This window comes from Klebsiella sp. R445, from assembly GCF_051131755.1.
Taxonomy (GTDB): Bacteria; Pseudomonadota; Gammaproteobacteria; order Enterobacterales; family Enterobacteriaceae; genus Klebsiella; species Klebsiella lignicola.
Genome location: NZ_CP180446.1, coordinates 2,106,676 through 2,130,329, shown reverse-complemented (window position 1 = coordinate 2,130,329; position 23,654 = coordinate 2,106,676). Strand labels below are relative to the sequence as shown.

Below are 23,654 nucleotides of genomic sequence, written 5' to 3'. Positions count from 1 at the left end.
TCCGGCATCATCTACACTCCCTGAACGGAGGTGGCGCCGGTGCCTGAGGTCTGTCGTAAGCTGGGTATTTCTGATGCCACATTCTATACGTGGCGCAAGAAATACGGCGGAATTTCTCCTTCAGAACTGAAGTACATGCGGCAGCTTGAGGAAGAGAATCTCAGGCTGAAGAAGCTGGTTGCCGATCTGAGCCTCGACAAGACCATGCTGCAGGACGTGCTGGCAAAAAAGAGCTGACGCTGGCGCGTCTGCGCGAATGGTCCGGGACCTGCAAGCACGCTACGGGGCCAGCGAGAGGCATGCGCTACAGGTCAGCCACAGCTCTTTCCGCCATCGTCTTTAAGCCACATGTAAGCCGGAATAGGCATTTTACAAACTCCTATTTGGTTGTGATTTTCTTCGTAATGAACCAGTAGCAAACAATCGTTAAGAGCAACTGAAAGCCCACAATCGCCGCCATAGTGAAATTCGAATACGTTGATCGGGGAATATGGACTGGTAAGGCAGCAAGCGGAACAGCGCCCAAAACAGGAAGGTAAATACGAAGATTTTAGCGAACCGCCGCAATGTAGAACTGGCCCACTCTCTGGGGACACCTGCAGGACTAACTTTATATGTCACGACACTGTACGCCGTGATAATAGCGCTCATGCCCGGTACGCTGATTAATGTGTTGATCAGGATGCTGAAATAGTCGCCTAACGATTCCCAAACTTCTAAATCCGGCTCACCCAAAACAAATCGGGTAAACTTGTCAGCATTCTGGAAATCAAAAAGCCCCGTAATAGAACTAATCACCCCGTCATACGGAACCACCTTAGCAACGCTCAGCATAACAACAGCGAACAGCACTATCTTGATGAACAAACTAAGGGCATGTTTTGCCATTGGCGATCACCTCAATCGTACCGTATGCCTTTAGTTTCCTCATGCAGGGAACATTTACCTTTTGCGTCCGAAGTAGGGCATTACGTAATATGGCAAAATCAGAGTCATACGGAAGAGTAATACAACCTTCAGATAATACGCCTGGATGCAAACGGAAGTTGCCACGCTTAACGCTCTCAATCCATGTGTAATCGTCGATCCCCCAATCGTCATGCCATAATGCAAACCATTCGGAATGTTTGAATGTAGCGCCGCTGGCGAAATGGTTGTAAATGTCTCCCACCCCTGCGTTTAACTGTGACTTGAGTCCACCTTGAGGACGGTCAACAATCCAGTATTTACCCGTTGGTACTGGCCCCTCTTTAGGGATCATTCCACATGTCCCCTTCTTTATACTGTTAGGCTTGTTTCTTCTCGTTCCACGCATCAGAGTGAAGAATGTTACCGTCTTTATAAAGATGGGTGATTTTCTCATAACTCAAGGAAACATCTTCCATGTGTCCTGTGCTTGTTACGTTGCGAGTGTCGTGCATCAGTGGGCTATGGCTAACCACTTTCACGTTTTCCAAAGTGATCGTGTAATAAATTTCCTCTTGTCCACTGTAGTTAATGCGATAGAAATTGAACTCCGCACTTTTCAGCGTCTGGCCTGTTGCAACGGCTTTAAACAGATACGGCGATGAACTGTCAATTTCTTTGGTGAAATTGAATGAGCAGTGTTGACGGCTACCAGTGACTTTACCAGTAAGCGGATCAGTGGGTGTAATTACGCTGTGCTGTAGGCTGCGTAGTTCTATGCTTCCATCCCTTCCGTGAACATCACAAGATCCCATAATCTGCGATCCGCCATCATCTTTTAAAATTAGGTGAACAGGTACAGCCATTTTTAACGCTCCTTGCAATTAGTCATATAACCATTTCCCGGCTTTAGCTGACTCGATCAGCATACCAATAGTGAAATCTGGAACGGGGAGCAGGGGAAATTTCTTGAACGGATTCCATGAAAAAGGCTCGTCAGGGTAGTATGTTTCAATCTTAAAGTTGCCTCGTTCCACCTGAAATTCTTTGAAAAATTCATCCATCAAATCTTCGGCTTCACCAACATCCAACTGCATATCGGTATCTAAGTCAGTTTCCAGTGTTAGCAGTTTTTGCTTTTTGTCGTTATTAAACAAATAAACGCCGTTGTAGCGTCTTGCCAACGCAAATACACGTTGCTCAATCTCATCTACCATAACTTATCGTTACCCCGTGCTATGCGGTTATAGTCACGTATAGCGCAGTAGGTGATCTGTGACACATCAGCCAATAAAATAACTTCACCGACAAGGGGAATAGTTCGCCCTACAAAGGTACTCACTTTCGCAACCATTCGCCGCTCTGCCGTCCAAGGCGTATAACCACCAACCCAAGTTGGCAACTTTATCCCGTAAGGAAATTTTGCGGTCTTGAAAAACTTCCGCATTGTTTTTGATACTCGTGAAGTACCTTCTTTTGCGCCTTTGGGTTTCGTTCGAGTTTTCTGGTTATTGACACCACTGTAAAGGGCGACCACAGCCACAACATCATCTATCCCAAAATGATCGGCTGTTGTTTCACAGAAAATCATGAAAAATAGTTCAGAGGCGGTAAGATTCGATTTTCCCGCATAGAAGTACGTTCCGTTTAGTTCTTCTACTGTATCCATCGTTAACCCTACAATTTATAATGATTTTCTCGCTTATCGTACACCCACGCAACCGAACAGGGGAATGATTCTTTCCGGGAAAAGTCTGATTATGCGAAACAAAATGAGGGTGATAAACAGATCAGAGCATCGTATTAGCAGCCCTGGCTAATTTGATCTTTGCTTCTTCTTCCTGCTTCTTTGCAATCTTGGCTTTGCCCTCTGGAGTTACCAGAAATTTACGGGCATGGATCTTACAGTAGCATCAGGGCTCATTTTGAAACTTTATGATATTTTCCTAATTCTACAGCGTAACCTGATGCATGCGTCCTAACACTAAAAATATCAACATTTGGAATATTTGCAGAGCAAATATCTATCAATATTTTCTGATGAGGCAGTGGCATTTTACTTCCAATGAATATGGAATCTATCGCATCATGAGAATATTTATATAACCCTGGATTTTCAGTAATTATTCTACACTCGTATTCATATTCCCAACCAGTATGTTTAGTATGTATGGCTTGGGTATAAACATTTTTTGAAAGATCAACTAAATCAAAAAATTCTACGTTATACATTTCATCTTGATAGTGAACTTGAGCAATATTAAAAGTTGCCTCATTCAATTCTCTTAAAGATGATAACAAAAACTCTGGCTTAAATTTTATACAGAATCCCTTCATACCATCGGCATAATGAGACCACATCATAACATTACTAACATGTGATGCATCTACATTTGGTAGATCACTTGCTAAACAAAATGCACAGATATTCTGAAAAGTATTGTGAAATCTATTATATGTAGTAGATATAGCCTCATCTATAGTTTTTTTAAAAAATTCCGGAGACTGTTCATAATTCTTCCTAATTATTTCTGAAACAGGTTCTGAAAGAACATTTTTAGGTAATGTATTACCCATGTGCTGAAACAATTGTTCCTTATCAAGTTCTATATTTGGGCGCTTAATAAGAAACTGACCTTCGAAAGGATCATTAAAATCAGCCAATCTTGAAAACCAGGCTTTTCCTTCAGCTAAAGCTGATAACGAGTTTATATTTAATGCTGAAAATTTATAAAAAAAAGGAAAAGGAATCCCCATTTTGTAGTCCTTGTCTCGATTCATCACCCCAAGCCATTATATTCTAAACTATTTGTTTAGATGTGGGTTAGTGATCACATGATGTTTGTGCAATTTATCAGATTTCAGGCAATGGCAACCATAAAGCCCCGTTAGTGGTACAAGCAACAAGCGGAGCGTAGCAACTTCATCAGATTGTCAGAGGGATCACACCTTATCAGGGTGCTCGTGTACCTTTCGGAGCGTGAGCGAAACACTGGCAGAGCCGGATCTGTAGCTACCGGGGCATTACCACAATTCACCTGTTTACGTGGCTGATAGGGCCACACATCGGGCTTAAATATGTGTGATCAATCTGCTTCGGGATGGTTTAGAGACGCTGGCTGCGTCATTGGCTTCGAGTTAATAGCGGTTCGTGTGGACTGTTCACGCTTTGTACCTGTTCGAGCTTTACAACTACAGGCCGCTACGTGCTAGCATCCCTGAATAGCCACCTTAACCATAGCGGCAACTGTTGGTCATAGAATCCCTTAAAAGAAGATCGTAACTTGAGAGATAGGTGCTATTTAACTTGTTGTTTTTAATGAATTTTGTTGTTTGAGTGCCGATAATAGGAGTCGAACCTACGACCTTCTATTCCAATGACTGGCTGCACAAGTCATTGATTCTTCGAATCGAATGCGCTGTCACTGATAATCGGTACTAACACAACCAGTAGTAGTTGCCCCTGAATCTTAGATCGGGGTGAACATGAAATACAAGCCGAATGCGTACTTAGTCAGAGAAAGATCATCGTGTTATGCGGTCAAAGTATCTTTGCCGCTTTATATGCGTTCCTTGTTTGGGAATCGAACAGCGTTCATGCGTTCAACTGGCACGACAGATATTCGGGAAGCCCGAGTCATTCGTGACCGGATAATGTATGAGTTTTTCACCATCCGTGATCGACTGAAACCAAAGCCACAGGGAAATTGTGTTGATCGCGTCCTGAACGAACTACGCCAGGTTGACCAATACGTCAACCAGAATGAGGGGATCAACTTTGCTACCGCTCGTGTCTGTCCTTCTCTTGTCCAACTGCGGGATGAATTCATTGTCCAACACAGTGACAGGCGCAAGCTGTCTACACTGAGCAAGTACATCAAGGCCGTGGAGGTGTTCACGGCGCATTTCAGGTGCAAGGATTTCCGCCTGCACGAGATCAACAGAACGATGGTGACTGACTGGCTCGACAACGCAAAACTTGAACGGGCAACACAGACACTGGCAAATTATTTGGGCTGCTTGTCGCAACTGGTGGCGCTGGCCCAAAACCGCTACCACGATGCGCCAAAGGAGAACGTCTTCACAGCCCATAAGCTGGACGTGCGACATGATCGCGAGAGTTACGAACCATTCAGCGGTGATGAACTGGCGCAGGTTGTGGATTTGCTTGATCAGGAGATGAAGGACGTCGCGTTGGTGGGGATGTATACAGGGATGCGGCTTAATGAAATCTGTTCACTACAGATAGACAATATCAAGACGGTAGAGGGGGTTTGGTGTTTCGAGGTGACAGAGGGCAAGACGCGCAATGCGGCCCGACTGGTTCCCATTCATAGCAAGTTACGGACTCTCGTTAAACAGCTTATCCAGAACAATCACAGCGGCTTCCTGTTCTACCATGCCAGCATAACTGAACGTGCTGACGGCAAGCGCTCAACGTGGCATACACAGCGTTTTACACGGGCTAAACGTAAGGCTTTGGGCGAGGAAGGGACGGAACGGAAGGTCTTTCACAGCTTGCGAGGGATGTTCATTAGCCAACTTGATCGCGGCTGCGTCCCCGAAGACAGGATCGCTTTGATTGTGGGTCACGAGAGAGGAAAAACTGAATCATTCCGCACCTACAGCCAAGGGGCCAGTGTTGAAGAGTTAGCAGTCTACGTTGAGAAGGTCTGCTATTTGGAGGGAGGTAAGCCATGATTATGTGTATGCCCATTTTTTGTAGTTGAATTTTCTAAATATACCAGGATAATCTGAACTGTTATCTTCGAAAAATCATAATAAATCAATACCTTTGAATTTAGGAACTACACATGGCTTTGAAAAAGTGTCGTGAATGCGGTGGTAATGTATCGTCATCGGCGAAGACATGCCCACATTGTGGAGTCAAAAAACCATACACTTCTCCATCTGGTTGCTTCATATTTATTTTCGCCGTGGGTTTTGCAACCTACATGACATATTTTAAGGAAGACAGCAAACCGACAGAAAATACCTATCAAAACTTCGAGGACACCAAAGAACTACGGAGTGAAGCGCAAGCAGTCATACAATCAAGAGGCTTTAGTTGCGATAAAGTAAATAGCACTCACGCAGCAGCATTCGGTGGTTCAATAACCGTATTTTGTGATGACGTTTATGAATATAAAATAAACGACAACGGCGGGAAATATCAAGTAACCGCAGAATAAGTCAAACATTATCATAGTATTAAATTAAGGATGGCTTATGTTTTTTCGGACTATATGTTTTTCAGCGTTGCTATGTATTTCACAACCGTCATTGGCAAAAACGTTTTCAGGTTTCCAACTTTCTTTGTGGAGTGAATCCAGAGCCGAGGTGGTAACTCAAAATGAAAAGTACAACAGAGATCCTAAAGAAGTACAAAAGCATATAACACCTAATGATGCTATGAATAACGGGTTTTATGTTGGATTCATCGGCGGTGTTGCTGATGGGTTAATTCGCGCTGGTTCGATCTGCCCAGCAAACGAAGATCAGCTCCCACTTTTTTTATTTTCAGTAGATGAATATATGAAACAGCATACGCGGCAAGAGTTGCTCACACAGGATGCCTACGAGATAGTGAAACAGGTTCTGGTTAAACAGTTCGGTTGCCATACGAAATAAAAAAAAACCGGGCGGTTTCCCGTCCGGCATTAGCTCACATTTTTCAATTTCTGTTCAGTGGTGTAGTACAAGATCGCGGCTTCAAGACCATGTGTCGCCACGCGTGATAAAAAGGTGCTGCGGTGTACACCCAACTTTCTGGCGAGCGCTGACACGTTCAGCAAGTTGGCATCGTCCAGCGTCTTAACCTTGATCGACAGCAGCGGCGAGTTTCCAACGCCCAGAATCTTCAATTGCATATTTTTACCTCTCCATAATAGCGGAGGGCGGCAATCACCGCCCCAAAACCGTTAGCCCCTGGGGTTTTATCCCGTTGGGCTGTTACCTTGCCTGATTACGAAGCATCGTTAGTGATGGCAGTTACCAGATCCGGGCGGTAGCAAATCGGCAACAGGCTGAACTCACTTGATAGCGTAATGTTCTTATACGCATCGGTGCTGCTATAGATGCGGAAGTCCACCACGTCAGCAAAGGCGAGTTCCAGGTTGCGGCTTGTCGGGCCTACCAAATTGGTAAATGGTGATGCCTGATCAGCACTTAACGGCTTCTCGAAGACCGGAACCATGAAACCTTGATCTGCCCCGATGCCGTAGAAATCGGTATCGGACATCTCGACCACGGTCACGTTATCCAAGACGTAATAGCTGAATGCCGGGTTGATCTCTTTATTGAATACCAGACCATCAGGATCAAGGACACCGTACTGCACAAGCTGGCGAACCGATGGATTAAAACGCAGCTTCTTGAACAGGTTGGAACCCGCGAACAGGTAGATGCCTTTCAGCAGGGAAGTAAGACCACCCATGCGGCGTTTCATGGCACTGACCTCTTCGGACAGGGATTCTAACGGATCAGCAGCAACCCCCGTGTAGATGGTCCCGGTGCTCTGGTCATACCCGAACTCTTCGGACCAATCCAAGGTTGGTCCGTCGGCGGTGTACTGCATATCGGTGACACGATGACGGAACAGGCTTTCAGCAAACATGCGTTCACGAGTCGCAGCGAAGCGTTCATAGTGAGCCAGGCTTTTAGCAGTTACAGCATCCAGCACGCTGGCCTGTAGCGGCGATCCGATTTTACGGAATGGCTGCACATCAGCAGCAGTGATCACATCCTGCGTAGGGAACAGAGGAAGCTCGATCAGATGGTTAGCTGCTTTTGGCTTCGGTGTGCTTCCCCATTCGCTGGAAAAGCGGTTCGCTGCTGGGGCGATGGTGTCAGCCTGAGCATTCAGGATGTCCAGACTGGTTTTAAACTGGTCAGTAACGTCACGCTGGAAAATGTTCAGGTTGGTTAAGATACGGTTGCGAGCCGGAACGTTAGCAAATGTCGAACTGTAATCGACGTATGAAAAATCTTTTGTAAGAGCCATGTTGTGATGTCCTTATCGGTAAAATTATTGAGCGTCAGCCTGAGCTACGCGGATGTTGCCGGATGTAGTAAGAGCAGCAATTGCAGCAGCGCCTACAGTCGCGCCCATAACGGCGATGACGGTTTCCGGGCGGATGTAGACGCCACGGTCAGCAACGATGATGTTTGCATCTGTACCAGCGCGATGATGGCTCAGAACCAGTAATGCATCGTTGCCGGAGGTAAATGCGGTGCCATCGGCCTTAATGACCGAACCGGGCTGCACTTCGACGGCCAGGTTTGGGATGTTGATTGTTTTCACTGCAAAATTAGCGTCGGCCTGGTAGGTCACGACATCATTAAAGGTGCGTTGGGATTCGCCCATTTTCATAAAGATCACTCCATAAAGTTGGTGTTCGGTTGTTGGCTTCTGGGCCATATCGTCATTATTGACGGTGTGCAGGTGAAAAAATGCCGTCCCATTGGACGGCATCTCTTTACTGGGTCAGTTCAGCCCGGTAATGCCGGGTTAACCTTTGGTTAACGGTAGTTCATGCCGCTGCATCAGAAAAAAGTAAGGCGGTATCAACCGCCCCGGAGGACAAGGAGAATGTACATCTTTTGTTTTTCTGATCTGGGAAAGGGTGAGCGGCGGCACGTCCATTGAAGGGCAAGGAGTCCCAAACGTGACGCGCTCAATGCCAGTTTGCATCATGACAAGATGGCCCCCTGAGGAGAGGGACGTAGTACGGTTGTTACACCGCTGGCAAACCCCGAACGCAAGGCTAATCACGCTCAGAATTATTCCGTTTTTCAGCAGAGTAAAACCCGGCTGAATGAATAAGCGGCGCTGGGAAGCAAGGATGGCCCGTGCGAGGTATCAAGGAGCCAGCGCCTGAGAGGAGATTAAATTACGTTCAATTGGCTGTAGTTCGCAGTAGACTCTTTCGAATCCATTAATCACCCTATGTTAGTATTTTACCACGAATGATAATCATTATCAACAAATTTCACGTAAAATCAGTCTGTAACCCATTCAGTAACGGCAATTCTGCCTTCAATCATTCACCCTTTTAATCGGTGTGGATTCGATAATGTATGAGTATGCTGCCGGATTGGCGGCGACTATCTCCCGGCATTTGATGCGAGCACGTTCGAGAGCCGCCTCATCCACAACGTGAGGTATGAATTTGCCAGCTCCAGCACCGAGGGCTTTTTTGATCCTTGCGGTTTTCTGCTTGAAATTGGTCACTGGCGCAGCTTTTGGCGCTGGCTTCGTTGACAGCTTCCAATCGGGATGGCGAGCCAGATATTCATCAACGGCGGCTTTTACAGCGTCCTGCCGCTGTTCGGTTTCCATCTGTTCGATGGTGCGCCCGTTCATGGCTGCGGCTATGGAATCGCGAACTGTTTTGAGTAATTTTTTCATTTTTGTTTTTATTCCTTAATAGGATAACCAGCCCATCCCGGACGCAGCGAAACGCCAGCCAGATGATGGGCAGGTGGGGTAAAATGTCTATGAGGTTCAAGGTCAGGCCGTCGCGGTCTGGCTCACTGTTGTGGTCTGTTGGCTTTTCTTATGCAGCCCCTTTGCGAGTTAGCTTCGCTAACGTCACCTCGTGACGCTGGACTAACGCGGCGAACAGGGTTTATCTGAATAGGCCGCGATTTGCTCGCAGCTTTTCGGGCAACAACCTGCCGATATTCAACATACAGCGGATCATCGTACTCTGGCATCCGTGGAGCCATTGAGGCATTGGTAACGCCATTCTGACGAAGTGACATCACCACAGTGAACAACGGCAATCCCAGCGTTTGGCAGACCTCCACGAGCGTTGAGCCCTCGTGCCACATCGTTATTATTAATTTCCCGTTGTTCGGGTTCGCAAAGCGCCTACATCGCGGGTTGTAACTCGCCTGGTGGAGTTCTTTAACCTTTTCCAGCGGCAGACGCAGCAGTAATGCCACTCGTCCTGGAGAGTATCCCGCGATCAACATGTGCTTGCACTTCTGCATAACGTCGCCATCCCTGCAACGCCGCTTATACAGCCGAGTCAAATCCGGCAACTCTGGGTCAGGTAATTCTTGTGCGGGTAAATCGGGAAGGTCGTTACTTGCTTGTTCTTCTGGGTCAATCTTTTCTGGTTCGGCGCTTACGCCGTTGCGATCATCATTCGTCATTATTCCTCGTCAGATCAATCAGTCGGTATCTCACATCATGGTGCTGTCAGCCAGCCCCGGCTTTTTCGCAGATCTCATCATGTCCCAGTGGTTCGCCCTCAACCTGATCACCGTCCGCAAGTTCACCGGGCGGTGCGAATCCTTCCGGGGCATCATTTGACGCTGGTTTCTTTGGTGGAAACGGCGGATCATCGTCGTATTCCTGCTGCTCCTGCTGCTTCACCGCATTATTACCAGCGGTGCGATCATCACTGCTGTTGTCATTGTCATCGTTAGATGCCACGCTATCGCGCTGTCCAGCAATAGACGGGGCACTGATAACGGCCAGGTCAGGATTCTGATCAGCGGGTTCGTCTGCGGATGGTGTAGCAGTGGCTGCTGCCTGTTCTGCCTGCGGTGTTTCGGCTTGTTCATGACCATTACCATTTTCCTGCTTCTCCTCGGATTTTTTATTTGTCGCCTTGCTGCTCTTCTTCGGCTTTTCATCACCGATGAGAGTCATCAATTCCTGGTTGAGCGGTTTTGAGTGGAAAATATGGGAACTCCCCTTGCGCTCTTCATAGGAAATCATTCCAGCATCGCAGAGTTTAGATACAAGACTACGGGCCGCCTGCGGCTCTAAACCTACCCGCTTACCCAGTGTGGTTATTGATTCGTAATAAGTCCGGCTCTTCTTTTCATAGCTGTAGATAAGGGAGAGCAGGATCTTCATATTCCCAGAAATTTTTAGCCCGTTGTACTCAACCAGATCGAGGATCTGATACTCCAGTTTTACGTAATCAGTTTTTGCTCTCATTGTTGTTTTCTCCATGTTTCCCCGTGTCGGGTATAGTCAGTTGATTCCATACTAATTGATGAATTGTGCCGCCGTTGTCGAACAGGTTCGCAGCCGCCGCCAACACCTCACGCGTTAGCGCGGGAACCGTTGTTCCTCTGCGTTTAGCCTCGGCTAACAGCCCGGCGTAAACGTGTTCAGGTAGTTTGATGCTCAATGCCATATCGGTTTATCTCCCCTCATCTCTCGTTCCTCTTCGCGCTCCTGGAGCTGTTTCGCCATATTCCGGCACATCGTCGAGATTAGGCCCGCGATGGGAACGTTACGCTCAGCGACGTATTGGCGGAGGATTTCTAATGTCTCATCATCGAGGTGAATTTTCATGTCTCACCCCGTCGTTGCCATATCCGGGACTGGTTCGCCCGTCAGCTTCTCCAACTCGCCCGCCGCCTCAACCATTTTCAACAGCAGCACCTGATCATTCATCAGGCCGATGCCCTGCTTCGCGTAGAACAGTCGCCACGCGGTGAGCACGGGCTGGATGATTTCGATCACGTCACGCCCTTTTGCCAGTTCAGCGCTGTATGGTTTCAAGGTGCTGCGGATAGTCCTGGCGGCACGGGCATTCCGTTTCAGGCGTAATTTGTGCTCTCTGAGCATCTCAAGCGCTTTCGTCGTGTTCCGCTTGTTGGTTCCGACACGGTTCATAAATCCGTAGAGGGCCGTTTGCGTGGTCTCACCGTGAATGATCGCGTTGAAAATGGTTTCGGCTGTTTCCACACCGAAGTCGATTTTTGCTTTCTTCAATTTATTCCTCCGTAGGGTTCATTTTCAGGGCGGTTGATTCTGTTCACGCCGCCTCATTATTATAGATTTTATCATCATAAGTTATAAATTGCAATCTTGTACTTTTGTATTTTTAAAGAAGTCAATAATAGATTTGTAAATTGCGTGATAACTCGGAAACCAGTCATCAGACGCAAGCGCACTGAAACGTCCTGTATCGCGTTATAGCGTTGATGTAGTACATCGGAATTACCAACAGCATTTAAATCGCTCTACGGGCTTCCTGTGAAGCCTGTGGCGGATTGGCATGGTATTTGCTTAATGATGTTTGCTTATTATGCCCCGGCCCATACTCTCGCCGCCCCCATTGACTCTGCGGGTTACACTCCTCGTGACAATGTGTCCAAATTACTGCGCGGGCTGTCGCCCTTGCTGCCCAAAAGGTGGCTGGCCTGTTCGGTCAGAACAGGATAACAAGTCACCGCATGGGCAATTCATATCGCGAAGCGTGGAGCGGAGCGACTGAACAGAGACAACAAACAAAAGGCGCAAGCCAGATCCCCTATAAAGATCTTTAAGGTCTTTTATCCGTATTCTTATGTAGGTATTCTTGTTTTATTATTATAGTGGGTGAAAATCACCTACCAACCACAGTGAAAATCACTTGGGCACCCACGATGAAAATCACCTACCAACCACAGTGAAAATCACCTGGGTTACGCCTGCCGTCACCCGGCGATCATTTCTCAAAATAAATGCCATTAAATAGCCGATAAATACGCTCTATTTCGCCCAGTCTGGGCTACTTCCCTCGCGCGGATGTGGTCAAGTCACGACCTCCGCGATGGTGTGGAAGACATAATGATCAGGCCTGAGCGCCACGGCTGGTGCGGGTTCGTTAAAAATGACGATGCGTGGTACAGGCTCGCCCCTTCAAGGCGGTGCTAAACCGGATTCACTCACGACGCTCCATTTCACCAATAAAAAAAATCACTACGCCGTGAAGGTGAGAATCTCTTCACTTTCAGCCCGATTTTCAGGCACATGGGAGCCAGTATGAGAGGCGCAGCAATCACGGCCATCGTGATTCACTCGTAGTGGGAAAGGGCCGTAGCAGCTCTGCTGGGGCTGTATATGACGGCATACGAGGGCAAGATAGCAACATGCCGTACACGTTGTGGAATGAGGTCAAGACCAGGGCCGGGAGCTGGGCCATATGGTCAACCGATGGCGTCATGTTGTGGGATGCAGATCCATGACCGCCCTCATGGTCGATGTCCTTCTTGTTGGTCAGTGCGGTCGCAGCGGTTGCTGCCGATGTAGTGATGCCGATGTGGTATGGTCGGTTTCAGACAACAAAAAACCCCGCACATGGCGAGGTCAGTGGGACGATAAGGAGCGGTGCTAAATTCAGTCGGTCATGCTTTTCTTGATGCGATAGACGGTTGCAACGCCGCATCCGGCTAGGTCTGCAATCTTCTCGTTTGTGTGCTCGCCAGTCTCGATCAGAGTGCGTACCTTGTCGTGCAATGACTGTTTGGCCTGGCGACCTCTGAACTTGCCAGCCCCTTTTGCAATCTCGATCCCTTCTGCCTGACGCTGGCGAATAACACCACGTTCGAACTCAGCAACAGCCCCCATCATGGTGAGGATCAGGCGACTCGCCGGGGTATTATCAAACGTCATCGCGTTATCAATAAACCGGACAGTAACGCCCTTGTTAATCAGAGTGTCCACAATCTCCAGAAGGTCTTTCGTGTTACGGGCGAGGCGGTCAATGCTTTTGATGACAAGCGTATCCCCAGAGCGGAGTTTATCGTTCAACAGCCGTTGTAATTGTGGGCGGTTGGTGTCCTTGCCAGATATTTTTTCAATCAGGATGTTGTCTGGTTCAACCAACCCGTCAAGCGCCGACATCTGGCGAGCTATGTTTTGATCCTGGGTACTGACACGCACGTAACCAAAAGTAGCCATTATCATCTCCTCTACCATCTTTAAGTGACCTAAATGATAGATCTATCATATAGGTTGGTCAACACCTAAATGATAGCCAACAAAGGGTAGGATTGATTGATAAATGAACGATGAACCCTATCACAAGGCACTATCGATAGAGTGTACTCAAACGATAGCCGAGAAATCAGCATTACACGATCAGGAACCGGGCTGCTGTCTCCCTGTTCCATGCTTTCTTCTGGCAGGGATCGAGCAGGAAGATGTAGGGTGTTGCAGTGCCAGCGAACCGGGGAGGAACTCGAGGGTCAGGCCAGTACGATATTTCCCAAAGATGGCTGACAAGTCCGAGGGGGGGTAACCCCTTGCCAGACAGCTCAGTTGATACGTAGAGCCAGAGATAGCTTGGGCCAGAGATATTTTCCGACGAGACACCATAAAGGACAGGCTACTTTAGATTCCCTCCGCCGGGGGCATGCTCATGCGTCAAGCAGACCTCCGGGTGTGCCGTAGATATTTCCCGCCATTCCAGCCCACGGCGCTAACTTTATTGGTGATCTTTCTCATCGGGCGGGGGTTGGTTTGGGATAATATCCCGGATGCTGAACCACAGCAGCCCGGCGGTCAACATGACGTACCTCGATATTACGCATCACCCAGGACAAGACCAAGGAAGCCGTAGAATAGGAATTGACGGAGACAGCGCGGGAGGTGCTCAAGGCTCGCTATAACGGTTAACCTGCTCTGTTGTAGATATCAACTACCTTTTCGGCTACAGCCATTTGCTGTTCCGTAAATGTCGCCCCCCGTGCCTCCATAGCTCCTGCATAATGCATCAGATTTTTCTGTACATCGTCGTGTAACATAATTTGCGAAGAAAGGACTATCGGCACGCCATCTCGCAAAGCTAATTGCTCAACACCATAGATGAACTCAGAAATTTTATCTCGATTTCCCATCCATGATGGCAAACGCCCTTTCCCCTCACTAATATCCCGTGCTGATCGAAGCTGATTTGCACCATGCATCCTTGATCTTGCCTGAACGTATCCACGGAAAACCAGATATGCAATGTATGCAACAATAGACAAGCCTGCTGTAGGCCATGCCAAAACTAAAGCTACGATAAAAAGAATCGCTGTCATGATAGAAACCCCATTGTGGATGTAGTTATTGTAATTTTATGTCAATAAGTTATATCCGAAAAAAATGCGACAGCATAGTCCAAAAATGTTCAGATGCTCTTGGGGTCATCATTGAGATTGCGGTGCCGGGTGTCTCTGGTGAAGACAAGACAATCCGTGCTTAAAGATATTCGATACATTCGTAGAACCAAAGTAAATCAGAAGCCTGACCATCACTCATTGATAAAACGTTCTTTGCTCTTACACGTCGCCACTGTAAAATGTTACTTTCGTTAACACTTCTGGGCCATTCATGAAAAAAATACTCATCCTTATTGCGCTTTCATTATGCTCATTGCCTGCACTTGCAGAAGAAGATCAAGGGCCTGGAAAATACATTTGTGACATTCGTATCTCCAGCCTGGACACAGCCACCAAAATTCTCTCGAAAGCCGCAACAGTTCTGGATAACGGAAACGACTTCATCGTTCAAATGCCTAACGGTGATCAGTTATATTCCCCAGATCTGGAAAGCATAGATGACGGGTTGAAACAGAAAGCTGAAAAAGGCGGGATAACCTTTATTCGCCGCCCAACGTTCGGCGACAGGTTCATTGTGGAAGATGCAAATACGGGATTTTTCTACAAGATGCGGAACTGTGAGAAGAAATGACGGGTGTCTGATAATGAAAAAAATAACGTTATTTGTCCTATGCCTTCTCCCCGGTCTCGCTTTTGCTGACGGCTATAAAGTTGTAACGAAAGAAGGTGCCAGGTCTTTGACCTACTATGCAGGTCAAGCGACATACTCACAGCTCGGTAAAAAAATTAAATGCAAGTTTGATAAATCTCACAAAGGTATAGACAACTGGGGAGATGCTTACAAGGTTGACGGTTTTAGCTGCACAAAAGACCTGTTTGTCGTAATTAAACTCTTAGTTGATTCGAATTCGAGAGCAATCATTGAAGTCGATCCTAAAACCGAAAAGAAAGAAGTTTTTCAAGTAGACAGCTATAAGCCGTATTAATATCTCTACTGGCAATTTCAGATAATAGCAATCATTTAGCGCAGTATTGGGCCAGCATAGCAGCGCCGGTTTTTGCGGAAGAAGTTAACGCATGGGCAGGGCGAGTCGGCCCTTTGTGGTTGGCTGCTATCAGATAAATTTTCTGGCCTCTGCGACCATTTTCAATTCCGCCTCTTCGGCCTTCTTCCGTTCAAGCCAGGCTTGCCCCTCTGGGGTCGCCAGGAACTTACGAGCGTGGATTTTACGGTTGTTGCGTTTGGTTGCTGCTGAATTCTTCGCCATGATTGCCTCCAGTTCGGCCCGCAGTTGGGCCACAAAGGCAGGCTATAAAAAAGCGCACTGATAAGTAAACCTGCAAAATGTCACTGAAAACGGGTTCGACACCCAATAGGTGACCATTACGTGCCGTGTTGGGCACATAAGGAAAGGCGGAGCGTAGCGACATCCGCAGTTAGCTCTTTTCCCTTCACAGGGAAGAACGAGCCATATGTGATCCCCTCGCGGGAATAATGATGCCTTGTCATGGCTTCTTATCAGGTAGCCGTTGTGATCCGGTGGCTGAAACCGTGGCAGAGCCGGATTCTTTCCCGATCCGGTTAGTCTTCCCAACATTACGCCTGTTTATTCGCTGCAACGTCATCTCGACGTGTTGCATCATGGAGCGCCGCACGAAGCGCGAGCCACATTGACAAGGGTTCTGGGAGAGGATTAGAGACGCTGGCAACGTCATCGGCTTCAAGTTGTTGGCTGAACGATGCGACTGTTCACACTTTGTACGTGTTTGAGCCTGGAAACGACACGCCGCTATGAGTTAACATCCCAATTGCCACTATTAACCACAGCGGCAACTGCTACTGAAAGAATCACTGAGAAAAAGATCCTATATTAGGCAGTAGAAAGCAGTATTTATCACTGGATTTACTCGGATTAATAGGATTTTGAAGTGATGGTGCCGATAATAGGAGTCGAACCTACGACCTTCGCATTACGAATGCGCTGCTCTACCAACTGAGCTATATCGGCCCTGAGAGGGACGTGATCGCCAGGCGAATCACGGGGTAAAAGGTTAAAACTAAGTGGGTGACGCGTCAATGGCCTTATGAATCAAACGGCTACTTTTGCATCACCCGCTTAGCATTAAGCACGAATCGTATCGTCGCCGAAACCGATCCATTTATAGGTCGTTAACGCTTCCAGGCCCATCGGGCCACGGGCGTGCAGCTTCTGCGTGCTGACCGCCACTTCCGCGCCGAGACCAAACTGGCCGCCGTCGGTGAAGCGGGTAGAGGCGTTGATATATACCGCTGAGGAGTCCACTTCGTTGATAAAACGGTTGGCGTTGCTCAGGGTACGGGTCAGGATGGCATCCGAATGCTGGGTGCCATGCGCGCGGATGTGCTCGATGGCTTCATCCAGGCCGGCAACCACTTTCACGTTCAGATCCAGCGACAGATACTCGTCGTCGTACTGCGCCGCTTTCACCGGCTCGACGCTTGCCGGACCAGCCTGCAGCACCGGCAGCGACAGGGCGTCGGCATGCAGCGTCACACCGTTCTCCGCCATCTGTTGGCTGAGGGCCGGCAGGAAGCGCCCGGCGATATCCTGATGCACCAGCAGCGTTTCGGCAGAGTTACAGGCGCTCGGGCGTTGAACTTTGGCGTTGACGATAATTTTCAGCGCCTCGGTGATGTCGGAAGAATCATCAATATAGATATGACACACGCCGATGCCGCCGGTGATCACCGGAATCGTCGACTGCTCGCGGCACAGTTTGTGCAGGCCAGCGCCGCCGCGCGGGATCAGCATGTCGATATACTTATCCATCTTCAGCATCTCACCCACCAGCGCCCGATCCGGGCTCTCAATGGCCTGGATGGTCGCCGCCGGTAATCCGCACTCCTGCAGGGCCTGCTGAATCACTTTCACCGTTGCGGCATTGGTTCGCCACGTCTCTTTTCCACCGCGCAGAATCGCCGCGTTACCGGTTTTCAGGCACAGGGAGGCGACATCAACGGTGACGTTTGGACGCGCTTCATAAATGACACCAACCACCCCCAACGGGACGCGACGACGTTCGATCCGCAGCCCGCTATCCAGCAGACCGCCGTCGATGACCTGGCCAACCGGATCCGCCAGATTGCAGACCTGGCGTACATCGCTGGCAATTCCGCTTAACCGTACCGGGTTGAGCGCCAGACGGTCGAGCAGGGCGTCGCTCAAACCATTAGCGCGAGCTTCCGCCAGATCTTGCGCGTTCGCGCGCAGGATCTCGTCGGTCTGCGCCTCAAGATAATCGGCAATTTTTTCCAGAACCTGATTCTTTTCGCGACTGGAAAGCTGCGCGAGTTTGTATGAGGCCGCTTTGGCAGCAATGCCCATTTGTTCCAGCATTTGAAGCTCCTTAACGGATGATCATATCGTCACGATGGACCGCCACCGGACCGTATTCATAGCCCAGAATGGCATCAATCTGCTGCGAGTGTTGCCCGGCAATCATGCGCAGCGCATCGCTGTTGTAACGGCTGACGCCGTGGGCGATATCACGACCTTCGCTATTACGAATGCGGATAACCTCGCCACGGGAGAAGTTGCCGGTCACGATTTTGATCCCTTTCGGCAGCAGGGAACTGCCTCTTTCCAGAATGGCCAACGTCGCACCAGCATCGACGGTAATTTCACCCGCCGGCGGGGCGCCAAAGATCCAGCGTTTGCGGTTCTCCAACGGTGATTCCTGCGCATGGAAACGGGTCCCGACTGACAGGCTTTCCATGACATCGGCAATCACGCCAGGGCGGTTGCCGGCAGCAATAATGGTGTCGATACCCGCGCGGCAGGCGACATCGGCGGCCTGCAGTTTGGTGCCCATTCCGCCGGTTCCCAGACCGGAAACGCTATCGCCAGCAATGGCGCGCAGCGCGTCATCAATGCCGTAAACGTCTTTGATAAGTTCTGCCTGCGGGTTGTTGCGCGGGTCTGCGGTGAACAGTCCCGGCTGGTCAGTCAGCAGCAGCAGTTTGTCGGCACCGGCCAGAATCGCCGCCAGTGCGGAAAGATTGTCATTGTCGCCGACTTTAATTTCAGCGGTGGCCACGGCGTCATTCTCATTAATGACCGGCACAATGTTGTTATCCAGCAGCGCGCGCAAGGTATCGCGGGCGTTGAGAAAGCGCTCGCGGTCTTCCATATCGGCGCGGGTCAGCAGCATCTGGCCGACGTGAATACCGTAAATAGAAAACAGCTGTTCCCACAGCTGGATCAGACGGCTTTGTCCTACCGCCGCCAGAAGCTGTTTTGACGCAATGGTCGCAGGCAGTTCCGGGTAGCCGAGATGCTCACGTCCGGCGGCAATGGCCCCGGAGGTCACGATGACAATACGGTGGCCCATTGCGTGCAGCTGCGCGCACTGGCGCACTAATTCGACGATATGGGCGCGGTTCAGGCGACGGGATCCGCCTGTTAAAACACTGGTGCCCAGTTTTACCACCAGCGTCTGGCTATCACTCATGATTCTCTGCCGTTCAAAAGGAATATCGATATCGAGCTGATGTTTTAACAGGACTCACGCCGCTTGCCAACACTTGCCGTGTCGGGCGAACCACTTTATTGCGCGAGATCGGGCATTGTGGCGATGCCGCGTGACGAATTTATGACAGAAACATCTAAATACTCTTTTTTATAAAAAGTTCCACATTGTCATAAATTTTTAATATCTGAGCGTTAAAAAACCTCCTGTTTTCACGGGGGCCTTCGCCCGGAATTGATTAGCGCGTATAAATAAATCACCAGGATTGAATAATGAAAAAGAGCACACTGGCATTAATGATGATGGGTCTTGTCGCCTCTTCCGCTACACAAGCAGCAGAAGTTTATAATAAAGACGGCAACAAACTGGACGTCTACGGCAAGGTCAAAGCGATGCACTATCTCAGCGACTATGACAGCAAAGACGGCGACCAGACCTATGTGCGTTTCGGTATTAAAGGTGAAACCCAGATCAACGATCAGCTGACTGGCTACGGTCGCTGGGAATCTGAATTCTCCGGCAACAAAACAGAAAGCGACTCCACTCAGAAAACCCGCCTGGCGTTTGCCGGTGTGAAACTGAAAAACTACGGCTCTTTCGATTACGGTCGTAACCTCGGTGCCCTGTACGATGTTGAAGCCTGGACCGATATGTTCCCGGAATTCGGCGGCGACTCTTCCGCACAGACCGATAACTTTATGACCAAACGTTCCAGCGGCCTGGCAACGTACCGCAATACCGACTTCTTCGGGGTGATCGACGGTCTGGATCTGACTCTGCAATATCAGGGTAAAAACGAAGATCGTGATGCCAAGAAACAGAACGGTGACGGTTTCGGCACCTCATTAAGCTATGACTTTGGTGGCAGTGATTTCGCCGTCAGCGCGGCCTACACCAGCTCTGACCGTACCAACGACCAGAACCTGCTGGCACGTGGCGTAGGCTCCAAAGCCGAAGCCTGGGCTACCGGCCTGAAATATGACGCCAACAATATCTACCTGGCGACCATGTATTCTGAAACCCGCAAGATGACGCCAATTACCGGCGGCTTCGCTAACAAAGCGCAGAACTTTGAAGTAGTGGCTCAGTATCAGTTCGACTTCGGTCTGCGTCCGTCCCTGGGTTATGTCCTGTCGAAAGGCAAAGATATCGAAGGTATCGGCAACGAAGACCTGGTCAACTATATCGATGTCGGCCTGACCTATTACTTCAACAAAAACATGAACGCCTTTGTTGATTATAAAATCAACCAGCTGAACAGCGATAATAAGCTCGGCATCAACGATGACGACATCGTGGCGCTGGGGATGACTTACCAGTTCTGATGAGACGCTCTCCCGCAGGGATGAGTGAGGCAGAAATACAAACCGCAGCCTGATGGCTGCGGTTCTTTTTATGGCGGGAAATTAATGATTTTTTGCCAGATGCTGCGGATCGCTATTCATGGTGATCTGCGCGTTATACTCCTTCGGCAGGCGGCGCGCCTGATAGAATACCGAGTTCCAGTACGGGTTATCTAATGAGGAACGCATTACCCCCTGGCTGCTTGAGGCGTGCAGGAAATTGTGTTCCGTATCGTAGAACCCGACGTGCATCCCGCCGTGGATCCGGAAGAACACCAGGTCCCCAGGACGCAGCTGCTGGCGGCTTACGCGAACGCCCATATGCAGCAGATCGCCGGTGGTCACGCGCTCCATCGGCAAATTGAAACGATCTTTGAGCGTGCGCCAGACGAAGCCCGAACAGTCGACGCCGCTTTTGGCCGTGCCGCCCCATTCATACGGTGTGCCGTCCCAGGTGTGCATTTGATCGTGCAGGGCCGCGACGACCGGGATCAGATCGTCCGATCCGCTATCGATCGGCTCATAGTGATGGTGGGCTGCGGTTTTAGGTGGTTTTTTAGATGACGATGAACATCCTGCCAAAATCAAAAAAGGAATAAATAATAAAACAAGGGACAGTTTAGGCTTCATATCATTATTTTCATGTCAGGGGATCGACCGTCGTCTTTTATAACGTATTCTCCATATCGCCAGAAAGGGTTAGTGAAAAATTTACGAAACATTACGTATGGAAAACCACCGCATTCCTGTTTTTTAACATGCTGATTAAATATCCGGGAGCGATCCGTGGCGTTGTTTATTAATAAACAATTTCACGCTGAAATCATATTTAGTGAAAAATAATAAGACTCATCTTATTTAACTTTATCTCCCGGCGGTGAGGCAGGTGAAAGATCCTCATCATCCCGCCATTGCGCGGCGGGGCTGGCGTCCAGTACTTTGTTCGTTCAGGGAACTTTTGAGGCCAACTTATGCATCTGGATTTTCGCCAACTGCGCAACTTTGTGGCGTTGGTTGAATATGGCAGCTTTCACCGTGCCGCAGAGGCGGTATGCCTGTCGCAATCAGCATTCAGTCGCAGCATTCAGGCGCTGGAGCAGAGCGTCGGCCATCCGTTATTCGATCGGCAAAGTAAACTGCCAACGTTGACGCTGCACGGACAAAAGCTACTGCCTTACGCTCGGCGTTTCCAGGAGCTGAACGTTGAGCTCAGCAGCCTGCTGTGTGAAGCCGATGACGACCAGAATGGCGAAGTGGCGTTCGGCTGCGGGCCGGCCCCCGCGGCGCGCCTGATCCCGGCGGCCATCGGCGCGTTTCATCGTCGGCTGCCACAGGCGAGAGTGCGGTTTCAGGTCGACAACTGGTTTGCCCTGCATCACGCGCTGACCACCCAGCAGTATCCTTTCGTGGTGGCCGATAGCTGGCACGCCGAGCTGGATCCGCAACTGCGGGTTCAACCGCTTAGCCCGCAACGTTGTTTCTTCGTCTGCCATGCCGATCATCCGCTGGCCCGCCGGGGGGCGGTCTCCATTCAGGAGATGCTGCGCTACCCCTTTGCCGCGCCGTACCTGCCGCCGGGCGTCAGGAAAGTGCTGGCGACCCTCAGCCAGCAGCAGGATTTCACACCGACGATCCAGTGCGATCACATCTATGCGCTGCTGTCGACGCTGGCGGCGACTCAGGCTATCAGCTTTGCCAGTGAAGATGGCTTTGCCCTGTGCCAGCACAGCCATCGCCTGGTGAGGCTGGAGCTCAGCGACCTTCCGGAAGAGTGGCGGCTGATGCAGACCCGGTTTGCCATTATCTCTCCGGTGCACGCCGCCCGCTTACCGCTGGTCGATGCGCTGATCGATATTATCCTGCACACCGACCGCCAGCATCAGATCGCGCTGCTGGCGCAGGAAGAGGGGGCTTAGCCGGCGTGTGCCGCCTGGCCTTTCGCATCGTACTGCGGCCAGTGATTTTCCAACTGCTGTACCTTCAGGGCCTGTTCGACAAACTGGCCGTCTACCCACTGGCTGACCTCAACGCTGTTGCGGATCAATCGGCCCGATTTGGCCTGCTCGACGCTGCTGCTGAAGCTGTCGGTGAGGAAAGGATCGATCCGCGGCGAGGTGGTGAAGTTGAGATCCTCGGGGCGCAGATCTTCAAGGAACAACGCCTGTGGGATCTGGCTCTGCTGCGCCATCTCCGCCGACCAGGCCTCGCGATTGGCCGGGTTGCTGATTTCGGCGGCATTTTTCACCAGCACGTCAATAATTTGCTGGGTGGCCTGCGGCCAGGCCTGGATAAACGCCTGGGTGCCAAGGAAACCCGCCTGGGTCGTGTTCTGGCGGCCTGAATCACCGCTTTTCACCACCACCTTAATCTTATCGCCACGCAGTGCCAGCAGGGAAACGCCGCCCCATACCGCATCAACACGGCCAGCCGCTAGCGCGGCTTTTCCGGCGCTCCAGTCAAGGTTGATGACCTGCATACTGCGTTCGCTCAGCCCGACGGTTTGCAGCGCCCGGTCGAAGGCCAGCTGGTCCGCCGTCCCGCGATAGACCGCCACGCGCTTACCTTGCAGATCCGCCAGCTGCTTAATTCCCGATGCCGCGGTCGCCGCGAGGTAAGAATCAGACCCCCGGCTGCCCAGCAGCAGGCGCGTCGGGAGGCCATTAGCCTTGCCGATAATCGCCGCCAGGTCGCCGAGATAGACAAAATCGAGCTGGCGGTTTGCCAGCGCTTCATTCACCGCCGGACCTGCCCCTTTAAAAAACTGCCACTGCACCTCTATGCCCTGCGGTTTAAACACCGCTTCCAGCTGATGGCGGATATACGCCATGCCAACCGGGCCTTCAATAAACGGTTTGCTGCCGGCGCTCTGGTCCGGCACGCCGATACGAATGGTGCGCAGGCTGTCGGCCTGCACGCTGGCGACGAGGGCGATGACGGCGGCCAACGCGACGGCGATACGGATAAAAAATGCTTTCATCATAAAGGGTGACTCCCGAGTTTTTTTCTCACCCTAAAGAGGCTAACCGCCTGCTGTTAAATGCTTTTATTGGCAGA

At 50.0% G+C, this 23,654-nt stretch carries 28 protein-coding genes, 1 tRNA gene and 1 pseudogene; 8 read left to right on the top strand and 22 right to left on the bottom strand.

Going from position 1 to position 23,654, the window contains the following annotated elements:
• Nucleotides 1-30: 30 nt before the first annotated feature.
• A pseudogene (locus tag ACMYSN_RS09940) lies at nucleotides 31-231 on the top strand (transposase); the annotation flags it as partial.
• Between the two features lie 195 nt (nucleotides 232-426).
• Here the strand turns inward: ACMYSN_RS09940 and ACMYSN_RS09935 are convergent.
• From ACMYSN_RS09935 to ACMYSN_RS09910, 6 genes are all read right to left on the bottom strand, one after another.
• Nucleotides 427-888 carry a hypothetical protein gene (locus tag ACMYSN_RS09935; RefSeq protein WP_462497878.1) on the bottom strand — a complete coding sequence of 154 codons (462 nt, stop codon included), beginning with the start codon at nucleotides 886-888 and terminating at the stop codon, nucleotides 427-429.
• Nucleotides 869-1,261, bottom strand: coding sequence for a DUF2778 domain-containing protein (locus ACMYSN_RS09930; protein ID WP_462497877.1), 393 nt, complete (start codon nucleotides 1,259-1,261; stop codon nucleotides 869-871). The genes ACMYSN_RS09935 and ACMYSN_RS09930 overlap by 20 nt, the downstream gene beginning before the upstream one ends.
• A gap of 25 nt (nucleotides 1,262-1,286) precedes the next feature.
• Nucleotides 1,287-1,772 (bottom strand): Hcp family type VI secretion system effector, encoded by a 486-nt coding sequence (locus ACMYSN_RS09925; RefSeq protein ID WP_462497876.1) that lies wholly within the window; start codon nucleotides 1,770-1,772, stop codon nucleotides 1,287-1,289.
• Nucleotides 1,773-1,790: 18 nt separating this feature from the next.
• A complete protein-coding gene (locus tag ACMYSN_RS09920) occupies nucleotides 1,791-2,123 on the bottom strand; it encodes a DUF1493 family protein (protein WP_462497875.1) in 333 nt (110 codons plus the stop codon).
• A complete protein-coding gene (locus ACMYSN_RS09915) occupies nucleotides 2,117-2,575 on the bottom strand; it encodes an STM2901 family protein (RefSeq protein ID WP_131050635.1) in 459 nt (152 codons plus the stop codon). Before ACMYSN_RS09915 ends, ACMYSN_RS09920 begins: the two co-directional genes overlap by 7 nt.
• Before the next feature lie 251 nt (nucleotides 2,576-2,826).
• Nucleotides 2,827-3,663, bottom strand: a complete 837-nt coding sequence (locus tag ACMYSN_RS09910) for a DUF2971 domain-containing protein (protein WP_462497874.1) — start codon at nucleotides 3,661-3,663, stop codon at nucleotides 2,827-2,829.
• A gap of 729 nt (nucleotides 3,664-4,392) precedes the next feature.
• On the opposite strand from ACMYSN_RS09910, the gene ACMYSN_RS09905 reads away from it, so the two are divergent.
• The 3 genes from ACMYSN_RS09905 to ACMYSN_RS09895 all read left to right on the top strand — a co-directional run bounded on the left by ACMYSN_RS09905 (nucleotide 4,393) and on the right by ACMYSN_RS09895 (nucleotide 6,537).
• Complete coding sequence (locus tag ACMYSN_RS09905; RefSeq protein ID WP_462497873.1) at nucleotides 4,393-5,607, top strand: site-specific integrase; 1,215 nt, start codon at nucleotides 4,393-4,395, stop codon at nucleotides 5,605-5,607.
• A 113-nt stretch (nucleotides 5,608-5,720) separates the two neighbouring features.
• Entirely contained in the window at nucleotides 5,721-6,098 is a 378-nt protein-coding gene (locus tag ACMYSN_RS09900; protein WP_462497872.1) for a hypothetical protein, read from the top strand.
• A gap of 37 nt (nucleotides 6,099-6,135) precedes the next feature.
• On the top strand, nucleotides 6,136-6,537 hold the full coding sequence (locus ACMYSN_RS09895) for a Rap1a family protein (RefSeq protein ID WP_462497871.1): 402 nt from the start codon (nucleotides 6,136-6,138) through the stop codon (nucleotides 6,535-6,537).
• A 29-nt stretch (nucleotides 6,538-6,566) separates the two neighbouring features.
• Here the strand turns inward: ACMYSN_RS09895 and ACMYSN_RS09890 are convergent, their stop codons facing one another.
• The 10 genes from ACMYSN_RS09890 to ACMYSN_RS09845 form a co-directional block, all read right to left on the bottom strand.
• A complete protein-coding gene (locus ACMYSN_RS09890; RefSeq protein ID WP_462497870.1) occupies nucleotides 6,567-6,776 on the bottom strand; it encodes a hypothetical protein in 210 nt (69 codons plus the stop codon).
• A 95-nt stretch (nucleotides 6,777-6,871) separates the two neighbouring features.
• Nucleotides 6,872-7,909 carry a major capsid protein gene (locus ACMYSN_RS09885; RefSeq protein WP_462497869.1) on the bottom strand — a complete coding sequence of 346 codons (1,038 nt, stop codon included), beginning with the start codon at nucleotides 7,907-7,909 and terminating at the stop codon, nucleotides 6,872-6,874.
• Between the two features lie 24 nt (nucleotides 7,910-7,933).
• On the bottom strand, nucleotides 7,934-8,380 hold the full coding sequence (locus ACMYSN_RS09880) for a hypothetical protein (protein ID WP_462497868.1): 447 nt from the start codon (nucleotides 8,378-8,380) through the stop codon (nucleotides 7,934-7,936).
• A gap of 564 nt (nucleotides 8,381-8,944) precedes the next feature.
• Nucleotides 8,945-9,316: a hypothetical protein gene (locus ACMYSN_RS09875; RefSeq protein WP_462497867.1), complete on the bottom strand. Its 372-nt coding sequence runs from the start codon at nucleotides 9,314-9,316 to the stop codon at nucleotides 8,945-8,947.
• A gap of 122 nt (nucleotides 9,317-9,438) precedes the next feature.
• Nucleotides 9,439-10,068: a G protein-coupled receptor family protein gene (locus ACMYSN_RS09870; RefSeq protein ID WP_186983986.1), complete on the bottom strand. Its 630-nt coding sequence runs from the start codon at nucleotides 10,066-10,068 to the stop codon at nucleotides 9,439-9,441.
• Between the two features lie 46 nt (nucleotides 10,069-10,114).
• Entirely contained in the window at nucleotides 10,115-10,879 is a 765-nt protein-coding gene (locus tag ACMYSN_RS09865) for a hypothetical protein (protein ID WP_462497866.1), read from the bottom strand.
• The gene (locus ACMYSN_RS09860; protein ID WP_211924423.1) at nucleotides 10,848-11,066 is read right to left on the bottom strand and encodes a hypothetical protein; all 219 of its coding nucleotides are present in this window, start codon (nucleotides 11,064-11,066) and stop codon (nucleotides 10,848-10,850) included. The genes ACMYSN_RS09865 and ACMYSN_RS09860 overlap by 32 nt, the downstream gene beginning before the upstream one ends.
• Nucleotides 11,067-11,230: 164 nt before the next feature.
• The gene (locus ACMYSN_RS09855; RefSeq protein ID WP_211924422.1) at nucleotides 11,231-11,650 is read right to left on the bottom strand and encodes a hypothetical protein; all 420 of its coding nucleotides are present in this window, start codon (nucleotides 11,648-11,650) and stop codon (nucleotides 11,231-11,233) included.
• Nucleotides 11,651-13,039: 1,389 nt separating this feature from the next.
• Nucleotides 13,040-13,603: a recombinase family protein gene (locus ACMYSN_RS09850; RefSeq protein ID WP_462497865.1), complete on the bottom strand. Its 564-nt coding sequence runs from the start codon at nucleotides 13,601-13,603 to the stop codon at nucleotides 13,040-13,042.
• A 713-nt stretch (nucleotides 13,604-14,316) separates the two neighbouring features.
• Nucleotides 14,317-14,727: a hypothetical protein gene (locus tag ACMYSN_RS09845; RefSeq protein WP_462497864.1), complete on the bottom strand. Its 411-nt coding sequence runs from the start codon at nucleotides 14,725-14,727 to the stop codon at nucleotides 14,317-14,319.
• A gap of 292 nt (nucleotides 14,728-15,019) precedes the next feature.
• Between ACMYSN_RS09845 and ACMYSN_RS09840 the strand changes: the two genes are divergently transcribed.
• Both ACMYSN_RS09840 and ACMYSN_RS09835 read left to right on the top strand, forming a co-directional pair.
• Complete coding sequence (locus ACMYSN_RS09840; protein WP_462497863.1) at nucleotides 15,020-15,379, top strand: hypothetical protein; 360 nt, start codon at nucleotides 15,020-15,022, stop codon at nucleotides 15,377-15,379.
• 13 nt (nucleotides 15,380-15,392) lie between these two features.
• Nucleotides 15,393-15,734, top strand: coding sequence for a hypothetical protein (locus tag ACMYSN_RS09835; RefSeq protein ID WP_462497862.1), 342 nt, complete (start codon nucleotides 15,393-15,395; stop codon nucleotides 15,732-15,734).
• Nucleotides 15,735-15,863: 129 nt separating this feature from the next.
• Here ACMYSN_RS09835 and ACMYSN_RS09830 read toward each other — a convergent pair whose 3' ends face one another.
• The 4 genes from ACMYSN_RS09830 to proB all read right to left on the bottom strand — a co-directional run bounded on the left by ACMYSN_RS09830 (nucleotide 15,864) and on the right by proB (nucleotide 19,239).
• Nucleotides 15,864-16,016: a hypothetical protein gene (locus tag ACMYSN_RS09830; RefSeq protein WP_191997239.1), complete on the bottom strand. Its 153-nt coding sequence runs from the start codon at nucleotides 16,014-16,016 to the stop codon at nucleotides 15,864-15,866.
• A 665-nt stretch (nucleotides 16,017-16,681) separates the two neighbouring features.
• Nucleotides 16,682-16,757 (bottom strand) — tRNA-Thr (locus ACMYSN_RS09825).
• 114 nt (nucleotides 16,758-16,871) lie between these two features.
• A complete protein-coding gene (gene proA, locus ACMYSN_RS09820; RefSeq protein ID WP_462497861.1) occupies nucleotides 16,872-18,125 on the bottom strand; it encodes a glutamate-5-semialdehyde dehydrogenase in 1,254 nt (417 codons plus the stop codon).
• Nucleotides 18,126-18,135: 10 nt separating this feature from the next.
• Nucleotides 18,136-19,239: a glutamate 5-kinase gene (proB, locus tag ACMYSN_RS09815; RefSeq protein ID WP_462497860.1), complete on the bottom strand. Its 1,104-nt coding sequence runs from the start codon at nucleotides 19,237-19,239 to the stop codon at nucleotides 18,136-18,138.
• A gap of 290 nt (nucleotides 19,240-19,529) precedes the next feature.
• On the opposite strand from proB, the gene phoE reads away from it, so the two are divergent.
• On the top strand, nucleotides 19,530-20,582 hold the full coding sequence (phoE, locus tag ACMYSN_RS09810; protein WP_462497859.1) for a phosphoporin PhoE: 1,053 nt from the start codon (nucleotides 19,530-19,532) through the stop codon (nucleotides 20,580-20,582).
• An 81-nt stretch (nucleotides 20,583-20,663) separates the two neighbouring features.
• On the opposite strand, the gene ACMYSN_RS09805 is transcribed toward phoE, so the two are convergent.
• Nucleotides 20,664-21,230 carry an NlpC/P60 family protein gene (locus ACMYSN_RS09805; RefSeq protein ID WP_462497858.1) on the bottom strand — a complete coding sequence of 189 codons (567 nt, stop codon included), beginning with the start codon at nucleotides 21,228-21,230 and terminating at the stop codon, nucleotides 20,664-20,666.
• Between the two features lie 341 nt (nucleotides 21,231-21,571).
• On the opposite strand from ACMYSN_RS09805, the gene ACMYSN_RS09800 reads away from it, so the two are divergent.
• Nucleotides 21,572-22,516, top strand: a complete 945-nt coding sequence (locus ACMYSN_RS09800) for a LysR family transcriptional regulator (protein ID WP_462497857.1) — start codon at nucleotides 21,572-21,574, stop codon at nucleotides 22,514-22,516.
• Here the strand turns inward: ACMYSN_RS09800 and ACMYSN_RS09795 are convergent.
• Nucleotides 22,513-23,580, bottom strand: coding sequence for a type 2 periplasmic-binding domain-containing protein (locus ACMYSN_RS09795; RefSeq protein WP_462497856.1), 1,068 nt, complete (start codon nucleotides 23,578-23,580; stop codon nucleotides 22,513-22,515). The genes ACMYSN_RS09800 and ACMYSN_RS09795 overlap by 4 nt on opposite strands.
• Nucleotides 23,581-23,654: the final 74 nt, after the last annotated feature.